This is a genomic window from Nonlabens sp. Asnod3-A02, from assembly GCF_045063755.1.
GTDB classification, from domain to species: Bacteria; Bacteroidota; Bacteroidia; order Flavobacteriales; family Flavobacteriaceae; genus Nonlabens; species Nonlabens xylanidelens.
Genome location: NZ_JBEFOC010000007.1, coordinates 731,464 through 752,988, shown reverse-complemented (window position 1 = coordinate 752,988; position 21,525 = coordinate 731,464). Strand labels below are relative to the sequence as shown.

The window sequence follows — 21,525 nt, the reverse complement described above, 5'->3', positions numbered from 1 at the left end:
AGGTGTAAAACGACTTGTCTTAAATCCGGTGCATACTTGCTTTTGTTATGCTGCCACAAATAACTGGCGTGAACAAAGCATAAAGCGTATCAGGCGTTTTAAAGGCTACCTGTGAGGCTGTATAATTCAAATTTAGTCTATCTTTAAAATCCTAAATTAACATCTCTAACATTGGGATACAAAGCAAAACGCCTCACACGCCTTATACCTTTGCCCGTTGTAAGCAATTTAACGCAACACTCAAGAAACAAAACGAAAAATGATAGAATTTAATGGATGGGCAATAATTAGAGAGTCTTTTAAGGAAGATGATGATGACGAAAAACTTCTGAATTCCATTATAAATAAAATCGAACTGAAACTATCTGAATTAGATTACGGAAATGAAATTTACTCATTAAAATGTCTGAACGGAACTTATCATTTATCAATAATGGTAAATCATAATCATCGAACTGAACACGTAATTGATTTTTTTAAATGGATTTCAGATATCTCGAAAGGTTCGTACGGAATTTTATATGTTCAAGATGATGAAGATATTGAAAGGGGAAATGAAAATAAATTTAAAGTATGGATTATGAAAAAAGGAAAAGTGTCTGAACAAGATGACACTTATATTTCACCAATGAATCCAGAAGTAGAAGAATAAAAACTGCTTACAACAAAGAACTGTGGTAAAAAACAAGCGAATTTCACTTAATTTCTAACTAGTACACTTCTATATCCGTCATCATATATTAACCCTGATTTTGCTATGGCAAAAGCCTGTTTTAAGAGCTTATTACAGACAGCTATTAAGGCTAGTTTTTTACTCTTTCCTTTGGCTACTATTCGATCGTAAATTGCCTTGCATGCTTTGTTGTATTTACAAGCATTAAAACTGCACATAAACAGTAGATTTCTTAACTTCTGGTTACCTATTTTACTTATTCGTGCTCTTCCATCTATGCTCGTTCCGCTTTGCCTTATTATAGGCGTTAATCCAGCATAACTGCATAGCTCACTTCCACTTTTAAAACGTTCAAATCCATCGGTTAGAACAACTAACATTAAAGCAGTCTTGTCTCCTATCCCTGGAATGCTTTTTAAACGAGTTAAGACATCATGATGTACCTGTTTTACTAAGGCTAGTAACTTATCCTCTATTAATTTTATTTCTTTCTGTACTTGTTTTAAACTGCGTTTTATAGAACTAAACGAAATCTGTGTAAAAAAGAGAGGAGATTTTCAATGTTGACGAGATCTGTAGTCTCTACCTATATAATAACCTTATTCCTCTCTTTTGTTCTTTCTACTTATAAACCTTTAAATTAATGATTTCAAACTTAAGACGTATAAAAAACATAGGGCATTTGAGCTAAACCGAAAGTTCTGTGAATATTTACAAAGTCCGCTAAATATAAAATTTGGCGTTTATAGTAGAAAAGATAAAAGCAAAATATTTATATTTAGCTAAGTTATAAACCGAAACGAAAGTGACTATCACCTGCCCTACGTTTCTTATACTAGCCGTTAGGTAACATTAGAAAAGACCAATGAAATTTAGTCCTGAATTAGAAGAAATAATTTCCAATAGTAGATTAACAGCTATAGATTTAAACTCTGGATATATCTCTTCTTATCATTTTCTTTTAGCTATTTTAAGGTCTGATAATTTACCCAAAAAGATATTTGAATCTAAAAACTGGAAATTTGAAAAACTAACAGAATCTCTAAAGTCAAAAGAAAAGGAAAATGTAGAAAAGTATTATCTGACTAAAGAGTTTGAATATACTTTAAAAAACTCAAAATATTATGCTCGAACATACTTAGACAAAGAAGTAAGTCCTGAACATATTATTTTATCTATGTTGGCTGATAAAAAAAGTTATGCCGGTAAATATTTGACTGAAATAGGAATGGACTACTCAAAATTCAAAGTAGAGTGTGAAACAACTAGGGAAATGACATCTAAAAGTATTCTTGAGTTTTTTGGCAGTAATCGGCTTTTGGTTTCTATAGGAATACCGAAAATTATAAACGGAATATAACGTTACCTAACACTATATATAGCAAATTGGGCGATTAGTGCTTAATCAAAAGGCAGTTGTCTATTTGCAAAGTCGCCAAATCTTTTGATTTGGTATTAAAGAAAAAAATTAAAACAAAATACAAAAGATTTGGCTTGGGGCTAAACCGATAATAATCGTTTATTTATTGCCCAACATGCCATATATTTAACGTTAGGCAACATATGAAAAAACTCATTCTAACATTAATAATTTTAACTTCTTTAAGTGTTTCTGCCCAAAAAAGGACAAAAATATTTTATGAAGATATTGTTGAATGTTTTTATTCAAATAAAGCAACTGAATCTATTTCTATTTACAATAATCCGAATGAAAATAAAATTGCGGAATTAAGTGCTTTAACCAAACCTCATTGCTGGTATAAATTTGCAATATCTGAATCAAAAGACAATTGGCTGAAAATAGAAAATATAATTGTATTGCCAGCTTGTGAAGACAATGAGTTAAATAGTGACATTGGAAAATATAAAGGTAAGTGGATTAAAGCAAAAAATCTGAAAATCAATATTGGTCATTCTGGAGAAACAAAAGTAGGTTGTTTAAAAGACAAAACTGACAAAGGATTCGCCGAAAGTGGATATCGATTTTATTCCAAACCAGCCACAAACTCTGAAATAGAATTTTGTGTAGAAGGATATGTGAAATCTGAATTAATTGAGATAAATGGGACTTGGGCTAAACTAAAAATAGAAAATAACGGAAAAGAATATATTGGATGGCTGGAAAGGAAATACCAATGTGCTTATCCTTGGACAACTTGCCCAGTTTATGATTAAAAAATACGTTGCCTAACAGTGTATAAAAAACATAGGGCATTTGTGGCTTAACCGAAAGTTTGGGCATATTAACAAAGTACGCTAAATATAAAATTTGGCGTTTATAGTAGAAAAGATAAAAGCAAAATATTTATATTTAGCTAAGTAATAAACCGAAACGAAAGTGCTTATCACCTGCCCTACGTTTCTTATACTGAACTTTGTGCGTCATTAGAGCAAAGTCGAGAAAAATAATGAGTAGAGAAAAATGGACATCTGAAAAAATATTCACTCGCCTGCTGAATAATAAAACTCAAAAGACATATTGGGAAAATGTTTCTGAATTGAGAAAAAGACCAAATCAAGATGTTTATAAAAAAGCTTATGAATTAGCTAAGTCAGATATTGATAATCAAAAAATCATTGGACTTGATATACTTCAGCAATTAGGATTTCACCCAAGGTTTAACAAAAAACAAACTGTTGAATTACATTTTGAACTTCTTAAAGAAATTCAGTCTGATAAAGTGCTTAAATCAATATTTCACGGAATTGGACATAATAATGATGAATTAAATGAAAAACAGATTTCTAAATTAGTTGAATTTAAAACTATAAAAAATACTGATATCAAACACGCATTAATTTCTGCTCTTTCAGGATTAGAAAATTCAAACGCCATCAACACTTTAATCGAGTTTACTGAACATAAAACATCAACAATAAGGAATTGGGCAACTTTTGGGATTGGAACTCTAATAGAGTCTGACAATAGAGAAATAAGAAATGCTTTATGGAAAAGAATTGACGATACTGACTTTGAGACGAAATCAGAAGCAATTGTCGGTTTAGCAAACAGAAAAGACGAGAAAATAAAAGGTGTTATTAAGTCAGAATTGAAAAATGGAGATTATGGTACTCTTTTATTTGAAGCAATCCTAACGCTTGATGATAAAGACTTTTTACCATTATTAATTGAGAATTTGGAAATAGTAAAAAAAGACAAAAATGATATTGCCAATGGTTGGGTTTTGGCTTTAGAAGGAACCATTAGCGAGTTAAAAAAATAACTACTCACAACAGTGTATAAAAAACATAGGGCAATTATGCTAAATCGAAAGGTCTGTGATTATTAACAAAGTCCGCTAAATATAATATTTGGCGTTTTTAGAAGAAAAGATAAAAGCAAAATATTATATTTAGCTAAGTTATAAACCGAAACGTAAGTGCTTATCACCTGCCCTACGATTTCTTATACTGAACGTTAGCTGTAATTTGAGAAATGAACCAACCAATAAAAATAGAGATTTTAGATATTGATAGTTATTACAGAAAAATGGAGAAATACTTTCTTCAACATTTCTATAGTAATAAAACACTAATTCCGTTATTGATTTATTTCGGAATCGGAATATCACTTTTGATAAGTGGAATTTCCAATGGTTTTGATTTAGAGGTTACAACCTTTAAAAACGGCGAAGAAGAAACTACTCTCAAGAATTATGGAATATTTATTGGAATTGGATGTGGCCTAATACTTTACTCAATTCTTAAATTTGTTGACTATAGAAAATCTAAAAAGGCGTCTGAACTTCTATTTAGCATAAAACGGAACAGAGAAAAAAAAGCTAATAACAAAGTTGAATTTACGATTTCAGAAAATGAAATTAATTATGCGTCTAATTTGCATAGTTGGAGTAAAAAATGGGAATTTTACGATTATTACAAAATGACTAAAGAAAATCTGAATTTATATTCTAATAGTTATAATTCTGCTTTTCCTGAATTAGTTATTCCATTAAATGACTTGAATTCGGAACAAATTGAATTATTGAATAAATACATAAGCGGAAAATTAAAAAACTACAGCTAACAAAGAACTGTGGTAAAAAACAAGCGGATTTCACTTCATTTCTAACAAGTACACTTCTATATCCGTCATCGTATATTAATCCTGATTTTGCTATGGCAAAAGCCTGTTTTAAGAGCTTATTACAGACAGCTATTAAAGCTAGTTTTTTACTCTTTCCTTTAGCTACTATTCGATCGTAAATTGCCTTGCATGCTTTGTTGTATTTACAAGCATTAAAACTGCACATAAACAGTAGGTTTCTTAGCTTCTGGTTACCTATTTTACTTATACGTGCTCTTCCATTTATGCTCGTTCCGCTTTGCCTTATTTTAGGTGTTAATCCAGCATAACTGCACAGCTCACATAAATCATGTATAATTAATGGCTTGTTCTCGCCTACTTACGAAAATCCTCGCGGACTTTCTTTGTCCGTAATTATTTACTAAATTAGTTGCTTAACCTTGCAACAAACCATATACAAAACTGTTGTGCAACATTTGAGAAATCACCTTGCATAAGATAATTCAGGTTAAATGATCGTATCTTTGATAGTATCAAATGATAGTATCATAAATGAAACCACCTTACGAAATAACATCTTCTATTTTAAAATTAATAACTTCTATTTCAGAAAAAATAGGAGAAGTAAATGCTAATTTATTAAACAGACCTTCACCTAAATTGAGAAAACAGAATAGAATCAAAACTATTCATTCTTCTTTAAAAATAGAAGGAAACACACTTACTGAAGAACAAATAACAGCACTTCTTGAAAACAAAAGAGTTATTGGTCCTAAAAAAGATGTTCTTGAAGTTTTAAATGCAATTAAAATCTATGAAAACTTAGAAGATTATAATCCTTCAAATGAAAAATCCTTTTTAAAAGCACATCAAAACTTAATGGAAGGTTTAATTGAAAATTCTGGAAAATATAGAAATCAAAGTGTTGGAATTGTAAAAGGCTCAAAAGTTGAGCATTTAGCACCACCTTTTGGAAATGTGCCATACTTAATGAAAGACCTTTTTGAATATTTGAAAAAGTCTGATGAAATTGAATTAATTAAAAGTTGTGTTTTTCATTATGAAATAGAATTTATACATCCATTTTTGGATGGAAATGGTAGAATGGGAAGATTATGGCAAACATTAATTTTAATGGAAAAATATCCAATCTTTGAGTTTTTGCCTTTTGAAACTCTAATTAGTAAAGACCAGAAAAAATATTACAAGTCTTTAGCAGAAAGTGATAAATCTGGAAAGTCAACTAAGTTTATTGAATATATGCTAAACGTTATTGATATATCAATAAGTGAACTATTAGATTTCAATAATCGAACGTTTACTGAAAAAGATAGATTAGAATATTATGTTTCTTTAAATGAAACTGAATTCACAAGAAAAGATTATATGAATATTTTTAAAGATATTTCTTCAGCAACTGCAAGTAGAGATTTAAAGAAAGGAGTTGAATTGGATTTATTCGAAAAAATAGGAGAAAAAAATAAAACAATCTATCGTTCAAAATAACTGGTCCCAACAAAGAACTGTGGTAAAAAAACAAGCAAATTTCACGTCATATCTAACCAGTACACTTCTATATCCGTCATCGTATATTAATCCTGATTTTGCTATAGCAAAAGCCTGTTTTAAGACTCCCAAACTACTAATTGGCCTGAACGGGCAAAGGTGTAAAACGCCTTGTCTTAAATCCGGTGCATACTTGCTTTTGTCATGCTGCCACAAATAACTGGCGGTGAACAAAGCATAAAGCGTATCAGGCGTTTTAAAGGCTACCTGTGAGGCTGTATAATTCAAAATTAGTCTATCTTTAAAATCCTAAATCAACATCTCAAACATTGGGATACAAAGCAAAACGCCTCACACGCCTTATACCTTTGCCTGTTGTGAGCAATGCAAAAAAAACATCGAATGAGAATAAAAATCGGAATAATATTGATTGGGATTTTAGGAGTTTTAATAACTTCTTGCAATTCAAAGAAAACAGCTAATCTTTCAAAATCTGAATTTTTTACCGATTCAATTTACAGTAAACATTTAAACGAATACCGAAAACACAATGTTTATTTACCAAAGGGTTTTGATAGTAAAAATAAATATTCAATTATTTATGCAACTGATGGACATGAGATTAAGTCAGGAAATTTTTATAAAACAACTTTAGATTCCTTAATCAAAAACCAAATTATTAAGCCTGTAATACTAATTGTAAGTCATTCTAATAATAAAATAGCCGATAGCACAAGCATAACATTAGGGAATGGAAACAAAGTAAAATTAGGATTTAGAAACTTTGAATATATAAATGACTACGCTAAGACAAGTAAGGATACTTTATTAGCAAACCGATTTAAAAATCATATGCAATATTTTAGTAACGAATTGATAAGTTATGTTGAGAATAAATACAATCAAAAACTAAATAAAAATGACCGATATTTTTATGGTGTTTCTAATGGAGCTGGTTTTGGATTGAGTTTACTAAATACTTATCCGAGCAAAATTGGAACTTATTTGTGTTTTTCTACTTTCGGTGGAGATGTTCAAGAAAGTGCTTGGAAAGATGGAACTGATTACCCAAAACTTCACTTACAATACGGAAGTGAAGAACCGTTCTTTCTAAAAGAAGATGCAGAGTTTTTAAAATCAAAATATAATGAGCTAAATTTAATAGCGGAAATTAACGAATTTGATGGAGGACACGATTATAAAATTTGGAATGATAAATTTATTGAAATTGTAAGTATGGAATTAGCAGTCGAGTAAAGCACTGCTCACAACAGTGTATAAAAAACATAGGGCATTTGTGGCTTAACCGAAAGTTTGGGCATATTAACAAAGTCCGCTAAATATAAAATTTAGCGTGTACAGAACAAAAGATAAAAGCAAAATATTTATATTTAGCTAAGTAATAAACCGAAACAAAAGTGCTTATCACCTGCCCTACGTTTCTTATACGTAGACGTTGTAACACATTTGACCAAACCCAGAAAAATTGAGAAATATCATAGCGTTATTACATCCAATTGAAAAAAAAGAAACTATAAGAATAGATTTTCAAACAGAATTATTGGAAACTGATATTTACGAAAAATTAAAACTTCCTGAATACAGAATTTACCAATTTATTGAAAACGATTTTCTGTATAATATGGAACAATCGGAATTGGACGCTGAACAAATAAAATATTATGAATTAAAACGTGAAAAAAAAACTTGGTTCGGACTTTCAAAAAAAACAATAACGGATTTACTAATTCAACCAAAAAACAAATTTTATTATCCATACCAATATGGGCATTATTTTTACTTGTTTACTAAACATAAAGTAAATCCTACCGAATTTCAAGAGTGGATTAATATTATGTTTCCATGTAAGTTTGCTGATTTTGATGACACATTATTTATGGGAACTAATGAGAATTTCGAGTTTTTAAATAAAGACGATTACTTTTTAATCACTCATCACGATTACCAAAGGGATTTTGGAATTTCTGCAAATGAAATTATAACGAATGAGCTTCTAAAAATATTAAGAAAAGAAGAAGTGCAAAAAGAATTTAGAAATAAAAGAAAATAAAAAAACGTGTTACAACAAAGAACTGTGGTAAAAAAACAAGCGAATTTCACTTCATTTCTAACAAGAACACTTCTATATCCGTCATCATATATTAATCCTGATTTTGCTATGGCAAAAGCCTGTTTTAAGAGCTTATTACAGACAGCTATTAAGGCTAGTTTTTTACTCTTTCCTTTCGCTACTATTCGATCGTAAATTGCCTTGCATACTTTGTTGTATTTACAAGCATTAAAACTGCACATAAACAGTAGGTTTCTTAACTTCTGGTTACCTATTTTACTTATTCGTGCTCTTCCATTTATACTCGTTCCGCTTTGCCTTATTATAGGTGTTAATCCAGCATAACTGCACAGCTCACATAAATCATGTATAATTAATGGCTTGTTCTCGCCTACTAACGAAAATCCTCACGGAATTTCTTTGTCCGAAATTATTTATTAAATTAGTCGCTTAACCACGCAACTAACCATACACAAACACGTTAGGGAAAATATGAACAAAACTTTGAGACTAATTTTATCAATTGGAATTTTGACATTATTTCTGGCCCAAACCGGATTTAGCCAATCGATTGAAAAATTTGTCGACTCGACAATCAAAGTTGATAGTTTAAATGTTCCGACTGATTTAAATCAACCTTATTTTCCGAAAGAAATGTTTCCTGAAGTTAGTACTGATTGGATTAAGAAAAATGACTCAAGTTATACGATTAAAACAAAAACAATAAAGGGGACTTATGACGAATTTGTTGTGGATTGGTATTCAAAACATCTTCACGCAATGAAAGAACCTTTGTTGTTTAATAGAAAAATTGACAAAGAAATTTATCGTTTTACTTGGTTAAGGACATTTGACAAACCAATGACCTTTAGATTTGAAAAAAGAAATGACAGATATATTCTTTATTGGAAAGTGCTAAATGGTACTGGTGGATACGAACCAGGAGAAATAGAAATTGAGCGACTGAAAATACTAACCGAAAAAGAATGGACTGAATTTATCCAACTTATCGGAAAAGCGGATTTTTGGAATATGGATTTAGGTCGTAGCTCAATCGGAACTGATGGTTCTGAATGGATAATGGAAGGAGTTAATAAAAACGATTATAGAGTAGTTAGTGTTTGGTCACCAAGTAAAGGGAATTTTTATAACGCTTGCGATTATCTAATTTCTTTAACGAATTTTAAAATGTCGGAAAAGAAAAAATATTAAAATACTGTGCCTAACAAAGAACTGTGGTAAAAAACAAGCGAATTTCACTTAATTTCTAACCAGTACACTTCTATATCCGTCATCGTATATTAATTCTGATTTTGCTATGGCAAAAGCCTGTTTTAAGAGCTTATTACAGACAGCTATTCAGGCTAGTTTTTTACTCTTTCCTTTCGCTACTATTTGATCGTAAATTGCCTTGCATACTTTGTTGTATTTACAAGCATTAAAACTGCACATAAACAGTAGGTTTCTTAACTTCTGGTTACCTATTTTACTTATTCGTGCTCTTCCATTTATACTCGTTCCGCTTTGCCTTATTATAGGTATTAATCCAGCATAACTGCATAGTTCAAGTAAATCATGCATAATTAATTGCTGGCTTCTAGCCTTATTACGAAAGTCCTCGCGGACTTTCTATCTGTGATTTATTTGCTAACTTTAGTGCTTAAACACGCAACGAAATCATACACAAACACGTTAGCAATAATTTGGAATGACAAAAAAAATCTGGAATTATATAACGAATAACAAAACGATTAGCTTGCTGAATCTAATAGTTTTACTGATTTTGATTGTTCCTTACTCGTATTCATACAGTCATACCCACGAAATGGAACAGTTGCATTGGATTCCGAATTACATATTTCAAGAAGTTGATTTGTTTTTATTTTATATACCTATTCTGATTTTAATAATCGGATATCAAATTAATAAAAAAATTATCTGGAAAAAAACTCTTCTGATTTTGATGTTAATTATTTTTCTCTTGTATTTTTTCGGAGCTATAGCTTCATTATCATTTCCGATTCAAGACTATTCACTAGGACTTGGGAGTTTATTATTACTGACTTTATTTCCTTTGACAGCAATAATATATAAGATTGAGCAACACAAAAGAAATAAAAAAATTATTGCTAACACGGTATAAAAAACATAGGCCGTTTGTGTTAATCCGAAAGGTCTATGCTTATTTATAGAGTCCGCTAAATATAAAATTTGGCGTTTATAGTAGAAAAGATAAAAGCAAAATATTTATATTTAGCTAAGTAATAAACCGAAACGAAAGTGCTTATCACCTGCCCTACGATTTCTTATACTGAATGTTAGCAAACAGTTAAAAATGAAAATACGATACAAAAAAAAATATTTGAGTTTCAGCCTCATTTTTGGAATATTATGGCTAATCATAAGTTTACTAGGAATATTTACCAAAGAAAACCCTTATTGGACAGATTACGCGTTTTTAATAATTTCATTTTTATATTTAGGAACTTATTTTTATGGGAAAAGAAATAAATATTTGACTCTTGAAAATGGTCAAATTTTTGTTAATAAACCTTTTGGAAAAAAAATAAATCTGAATGATATAAAACAGATTAAAAATTTTGCTGGAGATTATATACTAAAAACGGATAAAACAGAATTGAAAATCAACACACAAATAATTGACGAAAAATCACTAGTGGAATTAAATAATGAATTAGAGAAACTAGAACTAAAATAAAAAACCGTTTGCTAACAAAGAACTGCACTAAAAAACAAGCGAATTTCACTTCATTTCTAACCAGTACACTTCTATATCCGTCATCATATATTAATCCTGATTTTGCTATAGCAAAAGCCTGTTTTAAGAGCTTATTACAGACAGCTATTAAAGCTAGTTTTTTACTCTTTCCTTTGGCTACTATTCGATCGTAAATTGCCTTGCATGTTTTGTTGTATTTACAAGCATTAAAACTGCACATAAACAGTAATTTATCTCTTTTTTAAATTAAACTATTTAGAAAAAAAAATGTCGAATAAACAAAATGTTTATAATGAAAAATTACTTAGTTTTAATACTCATTTGTTTATGTCAACAGCTCTTTGCTCAAGATACCAACAACCAATTAACCGCTACTATAATTGGATCTGGTTCTCCTAAATTTAATACAGAACGTTCTGGACCTGCGGTATTAATATCCTATAAAGACACGAATATTTTGATTGATATGGGGAATGGTACTCAAGCCAATCTCAACAAATTGAACCTAAAAGTTAAAGACCTTGATGGTTTGCTTTTTACTCATCATCATTTAGATCACAACGAGGAGTTTGCCCCTATTTTTATTCAATCGCTGCTAGGCAGAAATAAAATAATTATTGCTGGTCCAAAACAAACAACCTCAATAATTGATAATATTCTTGAAAGTTATGAGGAAGATATTGAATATAGACTCTCAAAGTCAGGACGAAGATTAAGTAATGTTAAAGCCAGCTTCATCGCTAAAAACTTGACAGGAAACACCCCATTAAACATAGGAGATATAAAAATCACATATACCGCTGTAAATCATACGATAGAAACCTTAGCCTATCGTTTTGATGCAGGTGGTGAATCTATTGTAATTTCTGGAGATTTAACATACTCGCAATCCTTACCTATTTTGGCTAACAATGCCGATTATTTAATAATGGATTCTGGTGGAGCTATTGAATTAGGAAAAAATAGAAATACTACAAGAAATAATAAAAATAGAAGCAATACTAAGACTAAAGAAAAAGCACACGTCAATTTGAAGGAAAGTTCACTAATGGCAAAAGAAGCCAATGTTAAAAATTTAGTATTAACGCATTTCAACTTTACAAATGTTGATGAAGAAAACACAACTGCAGAAATTCGCAAAAACTATGTGGGCACAGTTCTATATGCTAAAGACCTGATGGTATTACCCTTAGTAAAGGATATTCATAATCATAATGGCATATCACACTCGCACAATAATGAACACTTGCCAGAAATAAAGAACTCTACCAAGGAAAAATTACCACTTCAAAGCGAAGTTTCTATAACAGAAGATAAAAAAAACGATGTTAGAATTATAAAATCCAATGCCATTCCAAATCATACTGTTGGTCAATTTCCTACTAAAGGAAATCCAAACACAATTACAGAACAAAACAAGGAATATTCTATTGATTTGACACCAACATTAGCAAACAAAATCACCTATGTTTATGATTTAGGAATTGATAAGGGAAGACCAAGTTATGTATTTGGTGTTGCTATTAACGGCGTAAAATTTGAGCCTTCTGCCAACGAATATTTTAGAAACGTAGAATCAAATGAACCTAATTACGAATGGACGCTAGAACCTTTGAGTGACGAAGTTAACTTAGGTGAAGATTATAACAATGCCCATGTTCAACCCAATGGAGAATACCATTACCATGGAACACCTACTGGTTTGGTTGCCAATTTTGATAACAACAAAATGTCTTTAGTGGGTTGGGCTGCTGATGGATATCCGATGTATTATAAAATGGGTTATGCAGACCCAATGGATGCAAATAGCGGTGTTATTCAATTAAAATCTAGTTATATTTTAAAACGAGGTGAAAGACCAGGTGATGGTATTTCTGCACCAAATGGAACGTACTCTGGAAAATATGTGCGTGATTACGAATACCAGAATGACTATGGCGATTTAGATGAATGCAACGGAAGAACTGGAGTAACTCCAGAATTTCCAAATGGCACATATTATTATGTAGTTTCTGACGAATTTCCTTCCGCTAGCAGGTGTTTTATGGGAACACCAAGTAATGATTTTAAAATTGGTGGAGGAAGAAAACAACAAACAGTCCAAGGGCAAAATAAGCCACAGCAAAGACAACAATCATCACAAAATCAAGGAGGTAAAAAATCTCCAAATTTTAGTGATATGCTCAAAAAAATGGACTCCAATAATGATGGGAAAATATCCATATCTGAAGCTAAAGGAAATCTAAAACAAAATTTTCAGAATAGAGACAAAAACAAAGATGGTTATATCACACAAGATGAAATGACAAGAAGAAACTGACAAAAACTGGTTACCATGAAGAACCGCTCTAAAAAACAAGTGAATTTCATTTCTAACAAGAACCCTTCTATATTCATCATCATATATGAAACCTGATTTTGCTATTATACAGGAATATTAACTTACTCCTGCTCTATCGTTTATAAGACCTGTGAGGCACATGAATTCTAAAATAGTTTTGTACTTTCACATCTACAACCTTAACCAAAGCAACAGCATACCAATGGAATGCCTCATTCGCATTATACCTTTGGCTGTTTTAGTGCATTTGAGAAACCAATGAACAGAGAGAAAAATATTTGTATAGAATGTGAATCTGAATACTTTAAAGATAGTTCGAAAATGACAGATTTATGCCCAGATTGCACTCATCATCTATATGATTATCCAAATTGTGAGCATGAATTTGAAAACGAAAATTGTTCAAAATGTGGTTGGAATGGTAAGACATCAAAATATTTAACTTAATGAAACCTGAATTAAAATATATCGAATTGAAAAGTGGATTTGGAGATACTGGACCTGCTTGGATTGGAATAGCGGAATTCTCAAAATCTGGTCGAACTGTGTATTTTAATGGAAAAGCTCTTAAAAGCTCAAATGCACAAGGAATCGCTGGAAACTACTATGACATAGAAAACGGAGATGAATATTGGATTTCAGGAATAAAGAAAAACGGAACGGACCGACATTGGGCTGGAGGCGGAAAGATAATGATTGACCGAAAAGTTGTAGACTTATATTTAAGCCTGGTTGACTTCAATGTTTTAGATAAAAATCGATTCGAATTGACAGATATTATCGCAACTGACAAACAAAAATTTGCAGAAATAGAAAATAAGAAACTTAATTAAAACCTTGACAATAAATAAATTACATAAATTTTATAAACTGATTGCATATTTTTTAATTGCATTAAGTATCATTTTGGTTTTAACACCGATTGACAACTTATTAATTCAAGACAAATTCGGAATTGTTTTAGTTATGAATATTGGTTTTCATATGTTTTATCACCTAATTAGTATTTTACCATTAAAACAATTGAATTGGATTAAAGTCAATTCAACAGTACAAAATATTGCTTTCAAGGGTATTATGTTAATGTCCTATTTTATTCCTATTGCTTGTATTTTGGCTTCAGTTATTATTATTACGGAATCATTTTCAAATCAAGAATATTACAAACTGACTGTACTATTAGTTTTTTCGGGAGTAATACTTGGAGCTCTAAAATTGAATTTGAAATTAAAGAGTTGGAGAAAAAACGCACTAAAACAAAGAACCGCTCTAAAAAACAAGTGAATTTCATTTCTAACAAGAATACTTCTATATCCATCATCATATATGATTCCTGATTTTGCTATTGTAAAAGCATAATCAACATATTTCTGGTTTACTATAAGTTTCTCCTTTTTGTAGGAAAGCCTAGATTAATTTGCGATACTTTGTTCTATTTCAAATAAAATGAATTGGTTCAATTGTGGTCCATAAAGACTGAAGTTATTATCGGCTACCACGACTAGAGAGCGGTTGCCATTGTTAAAATCTGGCCCGAGGGTAATTCCTTCTATATTATCGACCACAGCGTTAGTTAATTGAGCTCTTATGGTTTCAAAATTAAAGAGCAACTTCTTAGTTACACCAGTATAGTTACTGCCTTTTAAACTTTTTATATCTCTTACATCAGTAGCATTAGTCGCATCTACCAGGTATATTTTTACCGTATTACCACCATCTTTATATCCCATAGAATAAGATCGTTCTAAAACTAAGAATTTGTTTTGCTCATATTCTACAAGCTCTACAAGACCGTTAATCTCAAATGTAGTACCGTTTATAGCAGGACGCTCCACTTTATCCAGAGCATAAACTATTTCTTTCTCAAAGCGTCCAGTCTCCTTATTGATATAAGCTATTCTCACAGGAGAATTATTTTCTTCTACAGTAGGTTCTGTTCCATCTTCTTTTAAAGGCAATTCCATAGCGACCCAATAACCTTTTTTATCCAGGCTCAACGACACACCTTCAAAAACCCCATTGTGGTGCGGTCCATAACCTGCCTGGTTGCTAGGTAAAAAACGACTGGCTAGTGGTATCTCTTTTACTAACTTACCGTTAGAATTTACTATATGTACAAAGGGTTTTACACTTTTCTTTATATTTCCCTCACTGGTCCAGACAAAGTTACCGTTATCATACCTTATCGATTCTGGGTCTACTGTCCCGTTAGGTATAACTATTCCATGACTATCCTTAAATTTTATAAGCTCATTGAGAGCTATAGAATTAAAACCCTTGTGATTATAAGAAATATCCATTTTATAAAATCTAGGCAGGTCTGTATCATCACTTATAGCATACCAGGCACCATTTCCATAATCTATACCTGATAAGCCTCCTACTCTAGTGTTCTCAAAAATGGTAGTATCTGGCAATACATATTCGTCAATAAATCTCAAGCTAATCGGTGTGTCGGCAGGTTTTAATTTTGTGGTATTTCCACAAGAAACCACCATCATTAAAATAAGAAATACAAAAAAAGTTTTTACTAGTTGAATCATCCTTATATCTTTAAAGAAACTAGAGTCTCTTAGCGCAAATTTAATCTTCATATCAACATCTATATATGAAAATCTATAGACATCATTTTTATACCCAACCACATGTAATTATAGAATAGATATAAATGTCAAAGGTACTACCATACTGCCATGATTTTAAGTTATGAAGCTACTTTTACCTCATCACCACCTATAGGAATATCCCATTGCTACAACACACCAGTTAGTTACAAGTTCTTTAAAATAGATACACATTAAAACGACTCACTTCATAACAACTACTTTAAAACCAAAATATCTTACTTTTATACACTGCTACTCATGGCACCTAGAACAATCGTGCAGGCGATTATATAGAACCATGCCGTTATCCACCTAAGTCAGTAAGTTATTATCTCTATGCGCGTTATTAAGCAAATTCTTATTTACCTATTATGGTATCTAGTGGCACTATTTCTAGGCTTTTTGCACATGCGCATTATGCTAGGACCACAACCTGAATATAACGATGGAATTCTGTCTATATTTAATTGGGTATATGAGGCAGCTTTAATAGTCAGCACGAGTATAATGGGCAGCATTATCGCAGTTCTATTTATTCTTTTGGACCTCTTTTATTTACGTAAAAAATTATCAGGAAAATCACATCACCTCATCACACGCCTTGCAGTTATGGTAGTCATAGCTTTAATTGTGATAGGATTTCATTATTTACACGATTTTATATTTAATGTCGTCTAGTTACTTTTTGAGAGTATTAATAGATGGATGTTTATCTCGCTTTCGCGAAAGCGGAATTAAAACCAACTCATTAACCATTTAAACACTCCATACCTAGTACAAAATCACGTGCTACTCTTTGCACCTAGACCATTCTCTCAAAACGCTCTACGCAAAGACTATGTTAGAGACAACAGCGTGTAGAAAAAGTAAATTTTATCTATTAAGAAATTATAGACTTCTTGAATTGTTGTGGTGTCATTAATTCCATTTTCTTAAACTGTCTATTAAAATAACTCGTGTTATTAAATCCAGATTTAAAGGCAATTTCTGACATTCTAAAATCTTCAGAACTCTTAATGAGCTTCTTAGAGAATTTAATCTTCTCAGAATTGATGTAATCTATGGGAGATATGCCCAGTGTATTCTTAAACTGTTTATGGAAATTAGAGGTGCTCATGTAGGCCTTTTTGGCAAGTAGATCTACGTTTATGTCCTTATTAGTCAGGTTATCTTTAATAAATTTAATAACCGTACCTATTCTGGTATCATTAAAAATTTGATGTGGATCGTTTATGATCAGTGACTTTGCCTTAGTCTGTAACAGTCTTACTATCAACTCTTGAATCATTAAATCTAGCAACACATCCTTAGACTTATTGTTATTAGTAAACGTGTAGGTAAGGCGTTCTATAAGGTGATTTACATCTGTATTATTAATTAAATGAGAGGCAGTCTGGTCCAGGTCCCAATTGTTATTCTCATTTTCTATAGCCACATGCTGATTGAACTTTTCTACTACTTCATTGATCTTAAAAGCATCTATACCTAGTGCGAGGCACTGTGTAGGGTTATCGCTAGTAGCTATAGGGAAATCTATGACCATCTCTTTATGTGTAGGCATTACTACAGACTCTCCTGGAAAAAAATCAAAGGATTCAAAACCCTCAAGATGCATCACTTTCTTACCGGTGAGCATGCTGGCTATTATAGGAAAATCAAAGGTGAGCGATACTTTCTCTGCAAAGGCATGGGTTTCATATATATTAAGCTCTGCATAGTCAGCATTATACGTCGTTCTATTCTCTACGAGAGTAGTGATTTTTCTAACGTTATTATGTTGATTTAAAATGGGCTTCATACTCAATATTACAAAATTTTAGAACAAGAATTGCTAAATAATAGATATGTTCAAAATTTTGATCTATATGTTCAAGAAAATTAGGATATGATAAAATAACTTTAACAAAACTAAAGATACCATAATCTTTAAGTATAAAAATTACCTTATTACTAATTAAATACCTATTCAAATGAGTTATTCAAAACCTAAGTTTAAAGAAAAGTATTCTAATTTTATCAATGGAAAATTTGTCGCACCGCTGGGTGGACAATATTTTGATAACACCTCTCCTATTGATAATAGTCTTATAGCCCAATATCCTAGATCACAAAAAGAAGATGTAGAACTAGCACTAGATGCAGCAAATGCAGCAAAGGAAGCCTGGGGAAACACGTCTGCCACAGAGCGTTCTAATTTATTAAATAAAGTAGCCGATATCATAGAAGCAAATCTTGAAGAATTTGCGATAGTAGAAACTTGCGATAATGGTAAACCTATACGTGAGACCTTAAATGCAGATATACCGCTTGCCGTAGATCACTGGCGTTATTTTGCTGCCTGTATACGATCTGAAGAAGGAAGCGCGTCAGAACTGGACCAGCACACCTTATCCATGAATATCAAAGAACCTCTAGGTGTTATAGGACAAATTATACCCTGGAATTTCCCTTTACTCATGTTATCATGGAAATTACCACCAGCACTAGTAACTGGTAATTGCGTGGTCTTAAAACCTGCAGAGCAAACACCATCTAGTGCGACTTTATTGATGGAAAAAATAGCCGATGTCTTCCCTCCAGGAGTGATCAATATCGTACATGGTTTTGGTCCTGAAGCAGGTAAACCTCTAGCCTCTAGTGCAAAGGTAGATAAGGTGGCTTTTACAGGAGAAACCACAACAGGACAGTTAATCATGCAGTATGCTTCTAAGAACTTAAATCCTGTTACTATGGAATTAGGTGGTAAGTCTCCTAATGTGTTCTTTAACTCTGTTATGGACCATGACGATGCTTATCTAGATAAAGCTGTAGAAGGTGCTGTACTGTTTGCTTTTAATAAAGGTGAAGTATGTACCTGCCCATCTAGATTACTCGTACAAGAAGATATATATGACGCTTTTATGGAACGTGTGGTAGCTAGAACTAATGCTATTATACAAGGTAATCCATATGAACTTTCTACTCAAGTAGGTGCGCAGGCGTCCAAAGATCAATATGAGAAAATACAGTCTTACTTTAAAATAGGTAAAGAAGAAGGTGCCAAAGTATTAACCGGTGGAGATGCTAACCATCTAGAAGATAATCTAGCAGACGGTTTTTACATACAGCCTACGATACTAGAAGGACATAACAAGATGCGTGTTTTTCAAGAAGAGATCTTTGGTCCTGTACTATGTGTGACTAAATTTAAAGATGAAGCCGAGGCTATAGAAATAGCAAACGATACACTTTATGGTCTAGGTGCTGGAGTATGGACTCGTGATGCACACCAACTGTATCAAATACCTAGAGCTATAAAAGCTGGTCGTGTATGGGTAAACTGTTATCATGCTTATCCTGCACATGCACCATTCGGTGGTTATAAGAAATCAGGTTTCGGTAGAGAAAATCATGTGATGATGTTGAATTACTACAGACAGACTAAAAACATGCTTATCTCTTATGATAAGAATAAATTAGGCTTCTTTTAGAAACAAACATTAAATAATTTAAAAGGCTGGATAAAGAAAAGTCCAGCCTTTTTTTTAATCATTTCAATTATGGAAAGAATAGCAATAACACCAGAGGCTACAAAGATTCTAGAACAGTTAAAGGAAAAACACGGCGAGTTGATATTTCATCAAAGTGGTGGCTGTTGTGATGGGTCTGCTCCTATGGTTTTTGAAAAAGGAGATATGTATCTGGATGATAGCGATGTACTCTTAGGTACTTTAAATGATGTAAATTTTTATATGAATCAAGATCAATTTGAATACTGGAAACACACGCATTTAACGGTAGACATTACAGAAGGTCGTGGTGCTAGCTTTTCACTAGAAATACCGCTAGGATTAAGATTTTTTATTCACTCAAGACTTTTTACTGAAGAAGAAAGAGTTGCTTTAAATCAATAAATAACATAGAAAAACAAACTGCTAAAACACCTCATATAACCAGGTTACTATTACACCTTTACCTGGTTCTAATGTGGTGCGTATTAATAGAGTTTCTTTCTTTACCTTAAAAAGAAACGGCGCAGCGGTTAATTGAATACCGCTTTGCTGTTTAAGACGTATGCCTTGTCCTGAAATGATGTCTTTATTGGCTATAAAATCCTGTTCCGGTAAGTGTTCTGTTAGGATAACATATTTATAATCTTGTAATTTACTAACGATGGAAGATACTTCGTCATTAGACAGGTGTTGTAAAACCTGCCTGATAATAACGCAATTTGCTACTGGTAATGGATCTACCGCAATGTCTAGACAGTAAAAATCTAGATTATCCTGTTTAAAATTGGTTTTGTTATATTCAATAAGATCTGCTACTATATCTACCGCTTCATATCTTTTTACATAAGGAAGAAGTTGTTTTCCTATATTAAAATCGCCACAACCTAAATCGCATACCGTAATCGGTTCTTCAAATGATTTTAAAAAAGAACTTACCGCATTAATGTATGGTGTCACAATCTGTAAATCATGAGAACCATCTCCAGAATAAAATGGAGAACTATTAGCGCCCCACAAACTCTTTTCATACACCTGATTCATAGCCATTCTAGTAGGCCATGGTGTTTTAATTCTTTTGGTCTTTTCTTCTTTCATAATTTAAATCTACTAGCACTACTCTATCGACATATTTTTAAATTAAATATTTATCTCCAATTGATCTTCATGAAGTTTTTATTTTTGATGAAATCAGCAGGTATTTTTTCTAGTATTTCATCTCTTAGTGCTTCAATTAAAATGTCTTTAGAAAAAGAATGATGTGTCACCATACTTACTTCTCTAATAGGTTTAGGCTCTACAAATGGAATGCTACAACCAGCATCTTTAGGACTTATGGCCATTTCTGGTACTAAGGTATAACCGCCATAATTATCAACCATTTTTTTTAAAGCCTCTATAGAACCACTCTGAAATTTTATGCTCTTATTATTATCTGTGTTATTACATATGTTTAAAACCTGATTTCTAAAACAATGCCCATTTTCTAATAACCAGACGTTTTTTATACTTTCAATTTCTCCTGCAGTGATGCTTGATTTATTTTTGAGTTTATCACTATTCTGTCCATAGAATACAAAAGGTTCATTATACATTTTAATTTCCCTAATAGACGGCTCGTTTAATGGAGTCACTAAAATCCCTAAATCTATTTCTTTCTTTTGCAATGCAGCGATAATATCATCTGATTGCATTTCTTTAATTTTAAGTACAGCATTAGGATATTTATCTGAAAAAGAACCTGAAATGAGTGGTATAAGGTATGGAGATATGGTAGGTATAATTCCCATTCTATATACACCATCTATATTATTAAGCTCTGTCGTCACCATGCTTTTGAGGTCACTTACTTCTCTCAGTATAACTTTGGATTTTTGAATAAACATGACACCTAATTCTGTAGGTTGAAATGGTGATATTCTTTTATCAAAAATAGAAAAGCCTATCTCGTCCTCTAATTTTTTAACCTGTATAGTAATAGTAGGTTGTGTAACAAAACATTTATCTGCAGCTGTTACAAAATGCCTGTAGGTATCCAAAGCCACTACATATTCTAATTGTTGTAAAGTCATT

Annotated in this window: 20 protein-coding genes and 5 pseudogenes; 16 read left to right on the top strand and 9 right to left on the bottom strand. The window is 31.8% G+C overall.

Going from position 1 to position 21,525, the window contains the following annotated elements:
- The first annotated feature begins 259 nt into the window (after positions 1-259).
- On the top strand, positions 260-652 hold the full coding sequence (locus ACJJVN_RS06830; protein WP_405377577.1) for an Imm7 family immunity protein: 393 nt from the start codon (positions 260-262) through the stop codon (positions 650-652).
- A 47-nt stretch (positions 653-699) separates the two neighbouring features.
- Here ACJJVN_RS06830 and ACJJVN_RS06825 read toward each other — a convergent pair.
- A pseudogene (locus tag ACJJVN_RS06825) lies at positions 700-1,197 on the bottom strand (IS110 family transposase); the annotation flags it as partial.
- A gap of 341 nt (positions 1,198-1,538) precedes the next feature.
- On the opposite strand from ACJJVN_RS06825, the gene ACJJVN_RS06820 reads away from it, so the two are divergent.
- From ACJJVN_RS06820 to ACJJVN_RS06805, 4 genes are all read left to right on the top strand, one after another.
- The gene (locus ACJJVN_RS06820; protein WP_405377576.1) at positions 1,539-2,033 is read left to right on the top strand and encodes a Clp protease N-terminal domain-containing protein; all 495 of its coding nucleotides are present in this window, start codon (positions 1,539-1,541) and stop codon (positions 2,031-2,033) included.
- 203 nt (positions 2,034-2,236) lie between these two features.
- Entirely contained in the window at positions 2,237-2,848 is a 612-nt protein-coding gene (locus tag ACJJVN_RS06815) for a hypothetical protein (protein ID WP_405377575.1), read from the top strand.
- A gap of 233 nt (positions 2,849-3,081) precedes the next feature.
- Complete coding sequence (locus tag ACJJVN_RS06810; protein WP_405377574.1) at positions 3,082-3,897, top strand: hypothetical protein; 816 nt, start codon at positions 3,082-3,084, stop codon at positions 3,895-3,897.
- 212 nt (positions 3,898-4,109) lie between these two features.
- Positions 4,110-4,700 (top strand): hypothetical protein, encoded by a 591-nt coding sequence (locus ACJJVN_RS06805; protein ID WP_405377573.1) that lies wholly within the window; start codon positions 4,110-4,112, stop codon positions 4,698-4,700.
- A 40-nt stretch (positions 4,701-4,740) separates the two neighbouring features.
- Here ACJJVN_RS06805 and ACJJVN_RS06800 read toward each other — a convergent pair.
- Positions 4,741-5,040, bottom strand: a pseudogene (locus ACJJVN_RS06800) (transposase); the annotation flags it as partial.
- Between the two features lie 212 nt (positions 5,041-5,252).
- Between ACJJVN_RS06800 and ACJJVN_RS06795 the strand changes: the two are divergent.
- The 3 genes from ACJJVN_RS06795 to ACJJVN_RS06785 all read left to right on the top strand — a co-directional run bounded on the left by ACJJVN_RS06795 (position 5,253) and on the right by ACJJVN_RS06785 (position 8,277).
- On the top strand, positions 5,253-6,206 hold the full coding sequence (locus ACJJVN_RS06795; protein ID WP_405377572.1) for a Fic family protein: 954 nt from the start codon (positions 5,253-5,255) through the stop codon (positions 6,204-6,206).
- 402 nt (positions 6,207-6,608) lie between these two features.
- Positions 6,609-7,463 (top strand): alpha/beta hydrolase, encoded by an 855-nt coding sequence (locus ACJJVN_RS06790; protein ID WP_405377571.1) that lies wholly within the window; start codon positions 6,609-6,611, stop codon positions 7,461-7,463.
- Positions 7,464-7,692: 229 nt separating this feature from the next.
- Positions 7,693-8,277, top strand: coding sequence for a hypothetical protein (locus ACJJVN_RS06785; RefSeq protein WP_405377570.1), 585 nt, complete (start codon positions 7,693-7,695; stop codon positions 8,275-8,277).
- A 56-nt stretch (positions 8,278-8,333) separates the two neighbouring features.
- Here ACJJVN_RS06785 and ACJJVN_RS06780 read toward each other — a convergent pair.
- Positions 8,334-8,633: pseudogene (locus ACJJVN_RS06780) on the bottom strand (transposase); the annotation flags it as partial.
- 148 nt (positions 8,634-8,781) lie between these two features.
- Between ACJJVN_RS06780 and ACJJVN_RS06775 the strand changes: the two are divergent.
- The gene (locus ACJJVN_RS06775) at positions 8,782-9,489 is read left to right on the top strand and encodes a hypothetical protein (RefSeq protein WP_405377569.1); all 708 of its coding nucleotides are present in this window, start codon (positions 8,782-8,784) and stop codon (positions 9,487-9,489) included.
- 48 nt (positions 9,490-9,537) lie between these two features.
- Here ACJJVN_RS06775 and ACJJVN_RS06770 read toward each other — a convergent pair.
- Positions 9,538-9,843 (bottom strand): annotated as a pseudogene (locus ACJJVN_RS06770) (transposase); the annotation flags it as partial.
- A 259-nt stretch (positions 9,844-10,102) separates the two neighbouring features.
- Between ACJJVN_RS06770 and ACJJVN_RS06765 the strand changes: the two are divergent.
- Both ACJJVN_RS06765 and ACJJVN_RS06760 read left to right on the top strand, forming a co-directional pair.
- Positions 10,103-10,420: a hypothetical protein gene (locus ACJJVN_RS06765; protein ID WP_405369242.1), complete on the top strand. Its 318-nt coding sequence runs from the start codon at positions 10,103-10,105 to the stop codon at positions 10,418-10,420.
- Between the two features lie 192 nt (positions 10,421-10,612).
- Complete coding sequence (locus ACJJVN_RS06760; protein WP_405377568.1) at positions 10,613-10,996, top strand: hypothetical protein; 384 nt, start codon at positions 10,613-10,615, stop codon at positions 10,994-10,996.
- A 55-nt stretch (positions 10,997-11,051) separates the two neighbouring features.
- Here the strand turns inward: ACJJVN_RS06760 and ACJJVN_RS06755 are convergent.
- A pseudogene (locus ACJJVN_RS06755) lies at positions 11,052-11,258 on the bottom strand (IS110 family transposase); the annotation flags it as partial.
- 51 nt (positions 11,259-11,309) lie between these two features.
- On the opposite strand from ACJJVN_RS06755, the gene ACJJVN_RS06750 reads away from it, so the two are divergent.
- Entirely contained in the window at positions 11,310-13,337 is a 2,028-nt protein-coding gene (locus tag ACJJVN_RS06750) for a YHYH protein (protein WP_405377567.1), read from the top strand.
- Positions 13,338-13,804: 467 nt separating this feature from the next.
- Positions 13,805-14,191, top strand: coding sequence for a mannose-1-phosphate guanylyltransferase (locus ACJJVN_RS06745; protein WP_405369248.1), 387 nt, complete (start codon positions 13,805-13,807; stop codon positions 14,189-14,191).
- 579 nt (positions 14,192-14,770) lie between these two features.
- On the opposite strand, the gene ACJJVN_RS06740 is transcribed toward ACJJVN_RS06745, so the two are convergent.
- Positions 14,771-15,952 carry an esterase-like activity of phytase family protein gene (locus tag ACJJVN_RS06740; RefSeq protein WP_405377566.1) on the bottom strand — a complete coding sequence of 394 codons (1,182 nt, stop codon included), beginning with the start codon at positions 15,950-15,952 and terminating at the stop codon, positions 14,771-14,773.
- Positions 15,953-16,300: 348 nt separating this feature from the next.
- On the opposite strand from ACJJVN_RS06740, the gene ACJJVN_RS06735 reads away from it, so the two are divergent.
- The gene (locus ACJJVN_RS06735; RefSeq protein WP_405377565.1) at positions 16,301-16,642 is read left to right on the top strand and encodes a hypothetical protein; all 342 of its coding nucleotides are present in this window, start codon (positions 16,301-16,303) and stop codon (positions 16,640-16,642) included.
- Between the two features lie 202 nt (positions 16,643-16,844).
- Here ACJJVN_RS06735 and ACJJVN_RS06730 read toward each other — a convergent pair whose 3' ends face one another.
- Positions 16,845-17,762, bottom strand: a complete 918-nt coding sequence (locus tag ACJJVN_RS06730) for an AraC family transcriptional regulator (RefSeq protein WP_104516724.1) — start codon at positions 17,760-17,762, stop codon at positions 16,845-16,847.
- A 172-nt stretch (positions 17,763-17,934) separates the two neighbouring features.
- On the opposite strand from ACJJVN_RS06730, the gene ACJJVN_RS06725 reads away from it, so the two are divergent.
- Together ACJJVN_RS06725 and ACJJVN_RS06720 are read left to right on the top strand one after the other, a co-directional pair.
- Positions 17,935-19,434 carry an aldehyde dehydrogenase family protein gene (locus tag ACJJVN_RS06725; protein WP_405377564.1) on the top strand — a complete coding sequence of 500 codons (1,500 nt, stop codon included), beginning with the start codon at positions 17,935-17,937 and terminating at the stop codon, positions 19,432-19,434.
- A gap of 69 nt (positions 19,435-19,503) precedes the next feature.
- Positions 19,504-19,857 carry a DUF779 domain-containing protein gene (locus tag ACJJVN_RS06720; RefSeq protein ID WP_104516727.1) on the top strand — a complete coding sequence of 118 codons (354 nt, stop codon included), beginning with the start codon at positions 19,504-19,506 and terminating at the stop codon, positions 19,855-19,857.
- Positions 19,858-19,878: 21 nt separating this feature from the next.
- Here ACJJVN_RS06720 and ACJJVN_RS06715 read toward each other — a convergent pair whose 3' ends face one another.
- Positions 19,879-20,550 (bottom strand): methyltransferase domain-containing protein, encoded by a 672-nt coding sequence (locus ACJJVN_RS06715; protein WP_405377563.1) that lies wholly within the window; start codon positions 20,548-20,550, stop codon positions 19,879-19,881.
- A 50-nt stretch (positions 20,551-20,600) separates the two neighbouring features.
- Positions 20,601-21,524, bottom strand: coding sequence for a LysR substrate-binding domain-containing protein (locus ACJJVN_RS06710; protein ID WP_405377562.1), 924 nt, complete (start codon positions 21,522-21,524; stop codon positions 20,601-20,603).
- Position 21,525 lies beyond the last annotated feature (1 nt).

What these genes read in the sequence shown, in the direction of transcription:
- ACJJVN_RS06750 (WP_405377567.1), top strand. Translation starts at nt 11,310, where the DNA reads ATGAAAAATTACTTAGTTTTAATACTCATTTGTTTATGTCAACAGCTC.
- ACJJVN_RS06735 (WP_405377565.1), top strand. Translation starts at nt 16,301, where the DNA reads ATGCGCGTTATTAAGCAAATTCTTATTTACCTATTATGGTATCTAGTG.
- ACJJVN_RS06725 (WP_405377564.1), top strand. Translation starts at nt 17,935, where the DNA reads ATGAGTTATTCAAAACCTAAGTTTAAAGAAAAGTATTCTAATTTTATC.
- ACJJVN_RS06730 (WP_104516724.1), bottom strand. Translation starts at nt 17,762, where the DNA reads ATGAAGCCCATTTTAAATCAACATAATAACGTTAGAAAAATCACTACT.
- ACJJVN_RS06715 (WP_405377563.1), bottom strand. Translation starts at nt 20,550, where the DNA reads ATGAAAGAAGAAAAGACCAAAAGAATTAAAACACCATGGCCTACTAGA.
- ACJJVN_RS06815 (WP_405377575.1), top strand. Translation starts at nt 2,237, where the DNA reads ATGAAAAAACTCATTCTAACATTAATAATTTTAACTTCTTTAAGTGTT.
- ACJJVN_RS06765 (WP_405369242.1), top strand. Translation starts at nt 10,103, where the DNA reads ATGGAACAGTTGCATTGGATTCCGAATTACATATTTCAAGAAGTTGAT.
- ACJJVN_RS06745 (WP_405369248.1), top strand. Translation starts at nt 13,805, where the DNA reads ATGAAACCTGAATTAAAATATATCGAATTGAAAAGTGGATTTGGAGAT.
- ACJJVN_RS06760 (WP_405377568.1), top strand. Translation starts at nt 10,613, where the DNA reads ATGAAAATACGATACAAAAAAAAATATTTGAGTTTCAGCCTCATTTTT.
- ACJJVN_RS06710 (WP_405377562.1), bottom strand. Translation starts at nt 21,524, where the DNA reads ATGACTTTACAACAATTAGAATATGTAGTGGCTTTGGATACCTACAGG.
- ACJJVN_RS06810 (WP_405377574.1), top strand. Translation starts at nt 3,082, where the DNA reads ATGAGTAGAGAAAAATGGACATCTGAAAAAATATTCACTCGCCTGCTG.
- ACJJVN_RS06790 (WP_405377571.1), top strand. Translation starts at nt 6,609, where the DNA reads ATGAGAATAAAAATCGGAATAATATTGATTGGGATTTTAGGAGTTTTA.
- ACJJVN_RS06830 (WP_405377577.1), top strand. Translation starts at nt 260, where the DNA reads ATGATAGAATTTAATGGATGGGCAATAATTAGAGAGTCTTTTAAGGAA.
- ACJJVN_RS06740 (WP_405377566.1), bottom strand. Translation starts at nt 15,952, where the DNA reads ATGAAGATTAAATTTGCGCTAAGAGACTCTAGTTTCTTTAAAGATATA.
- ACJJVN_RS06805 (WP_405377573.1), top strand. Translation starts at nt 4,110, where the DNA reads ATGAACCAACCAATAAAAATAGAGATTTTAGATATTGATAGTTATTAC.
- ACJJVN_RS06820 (WP_405377576.1), top strand. Translation starts at nt 1,539, where the DNA reads ATGAAATTTAGTCCTGAATTAGAAGAAATAATTTCCAATAGTAGATTA.
- ACJJVN_RS06795 (WP_405377572.1), top strand. Translation starts at nt 5,253, where the DNA reads ATGAAACCACCTTACGAAATAACATCTTCTATTTTAAAATTAATAACT.
- ACJJVN_RS06720 (WP_104516727.1), top strand. Translation starts at nt 19,504, where the DNA reads ATGGAAAGAATAGCAATAACACCAGAGGCTACAAAGATTCTAGAACAG.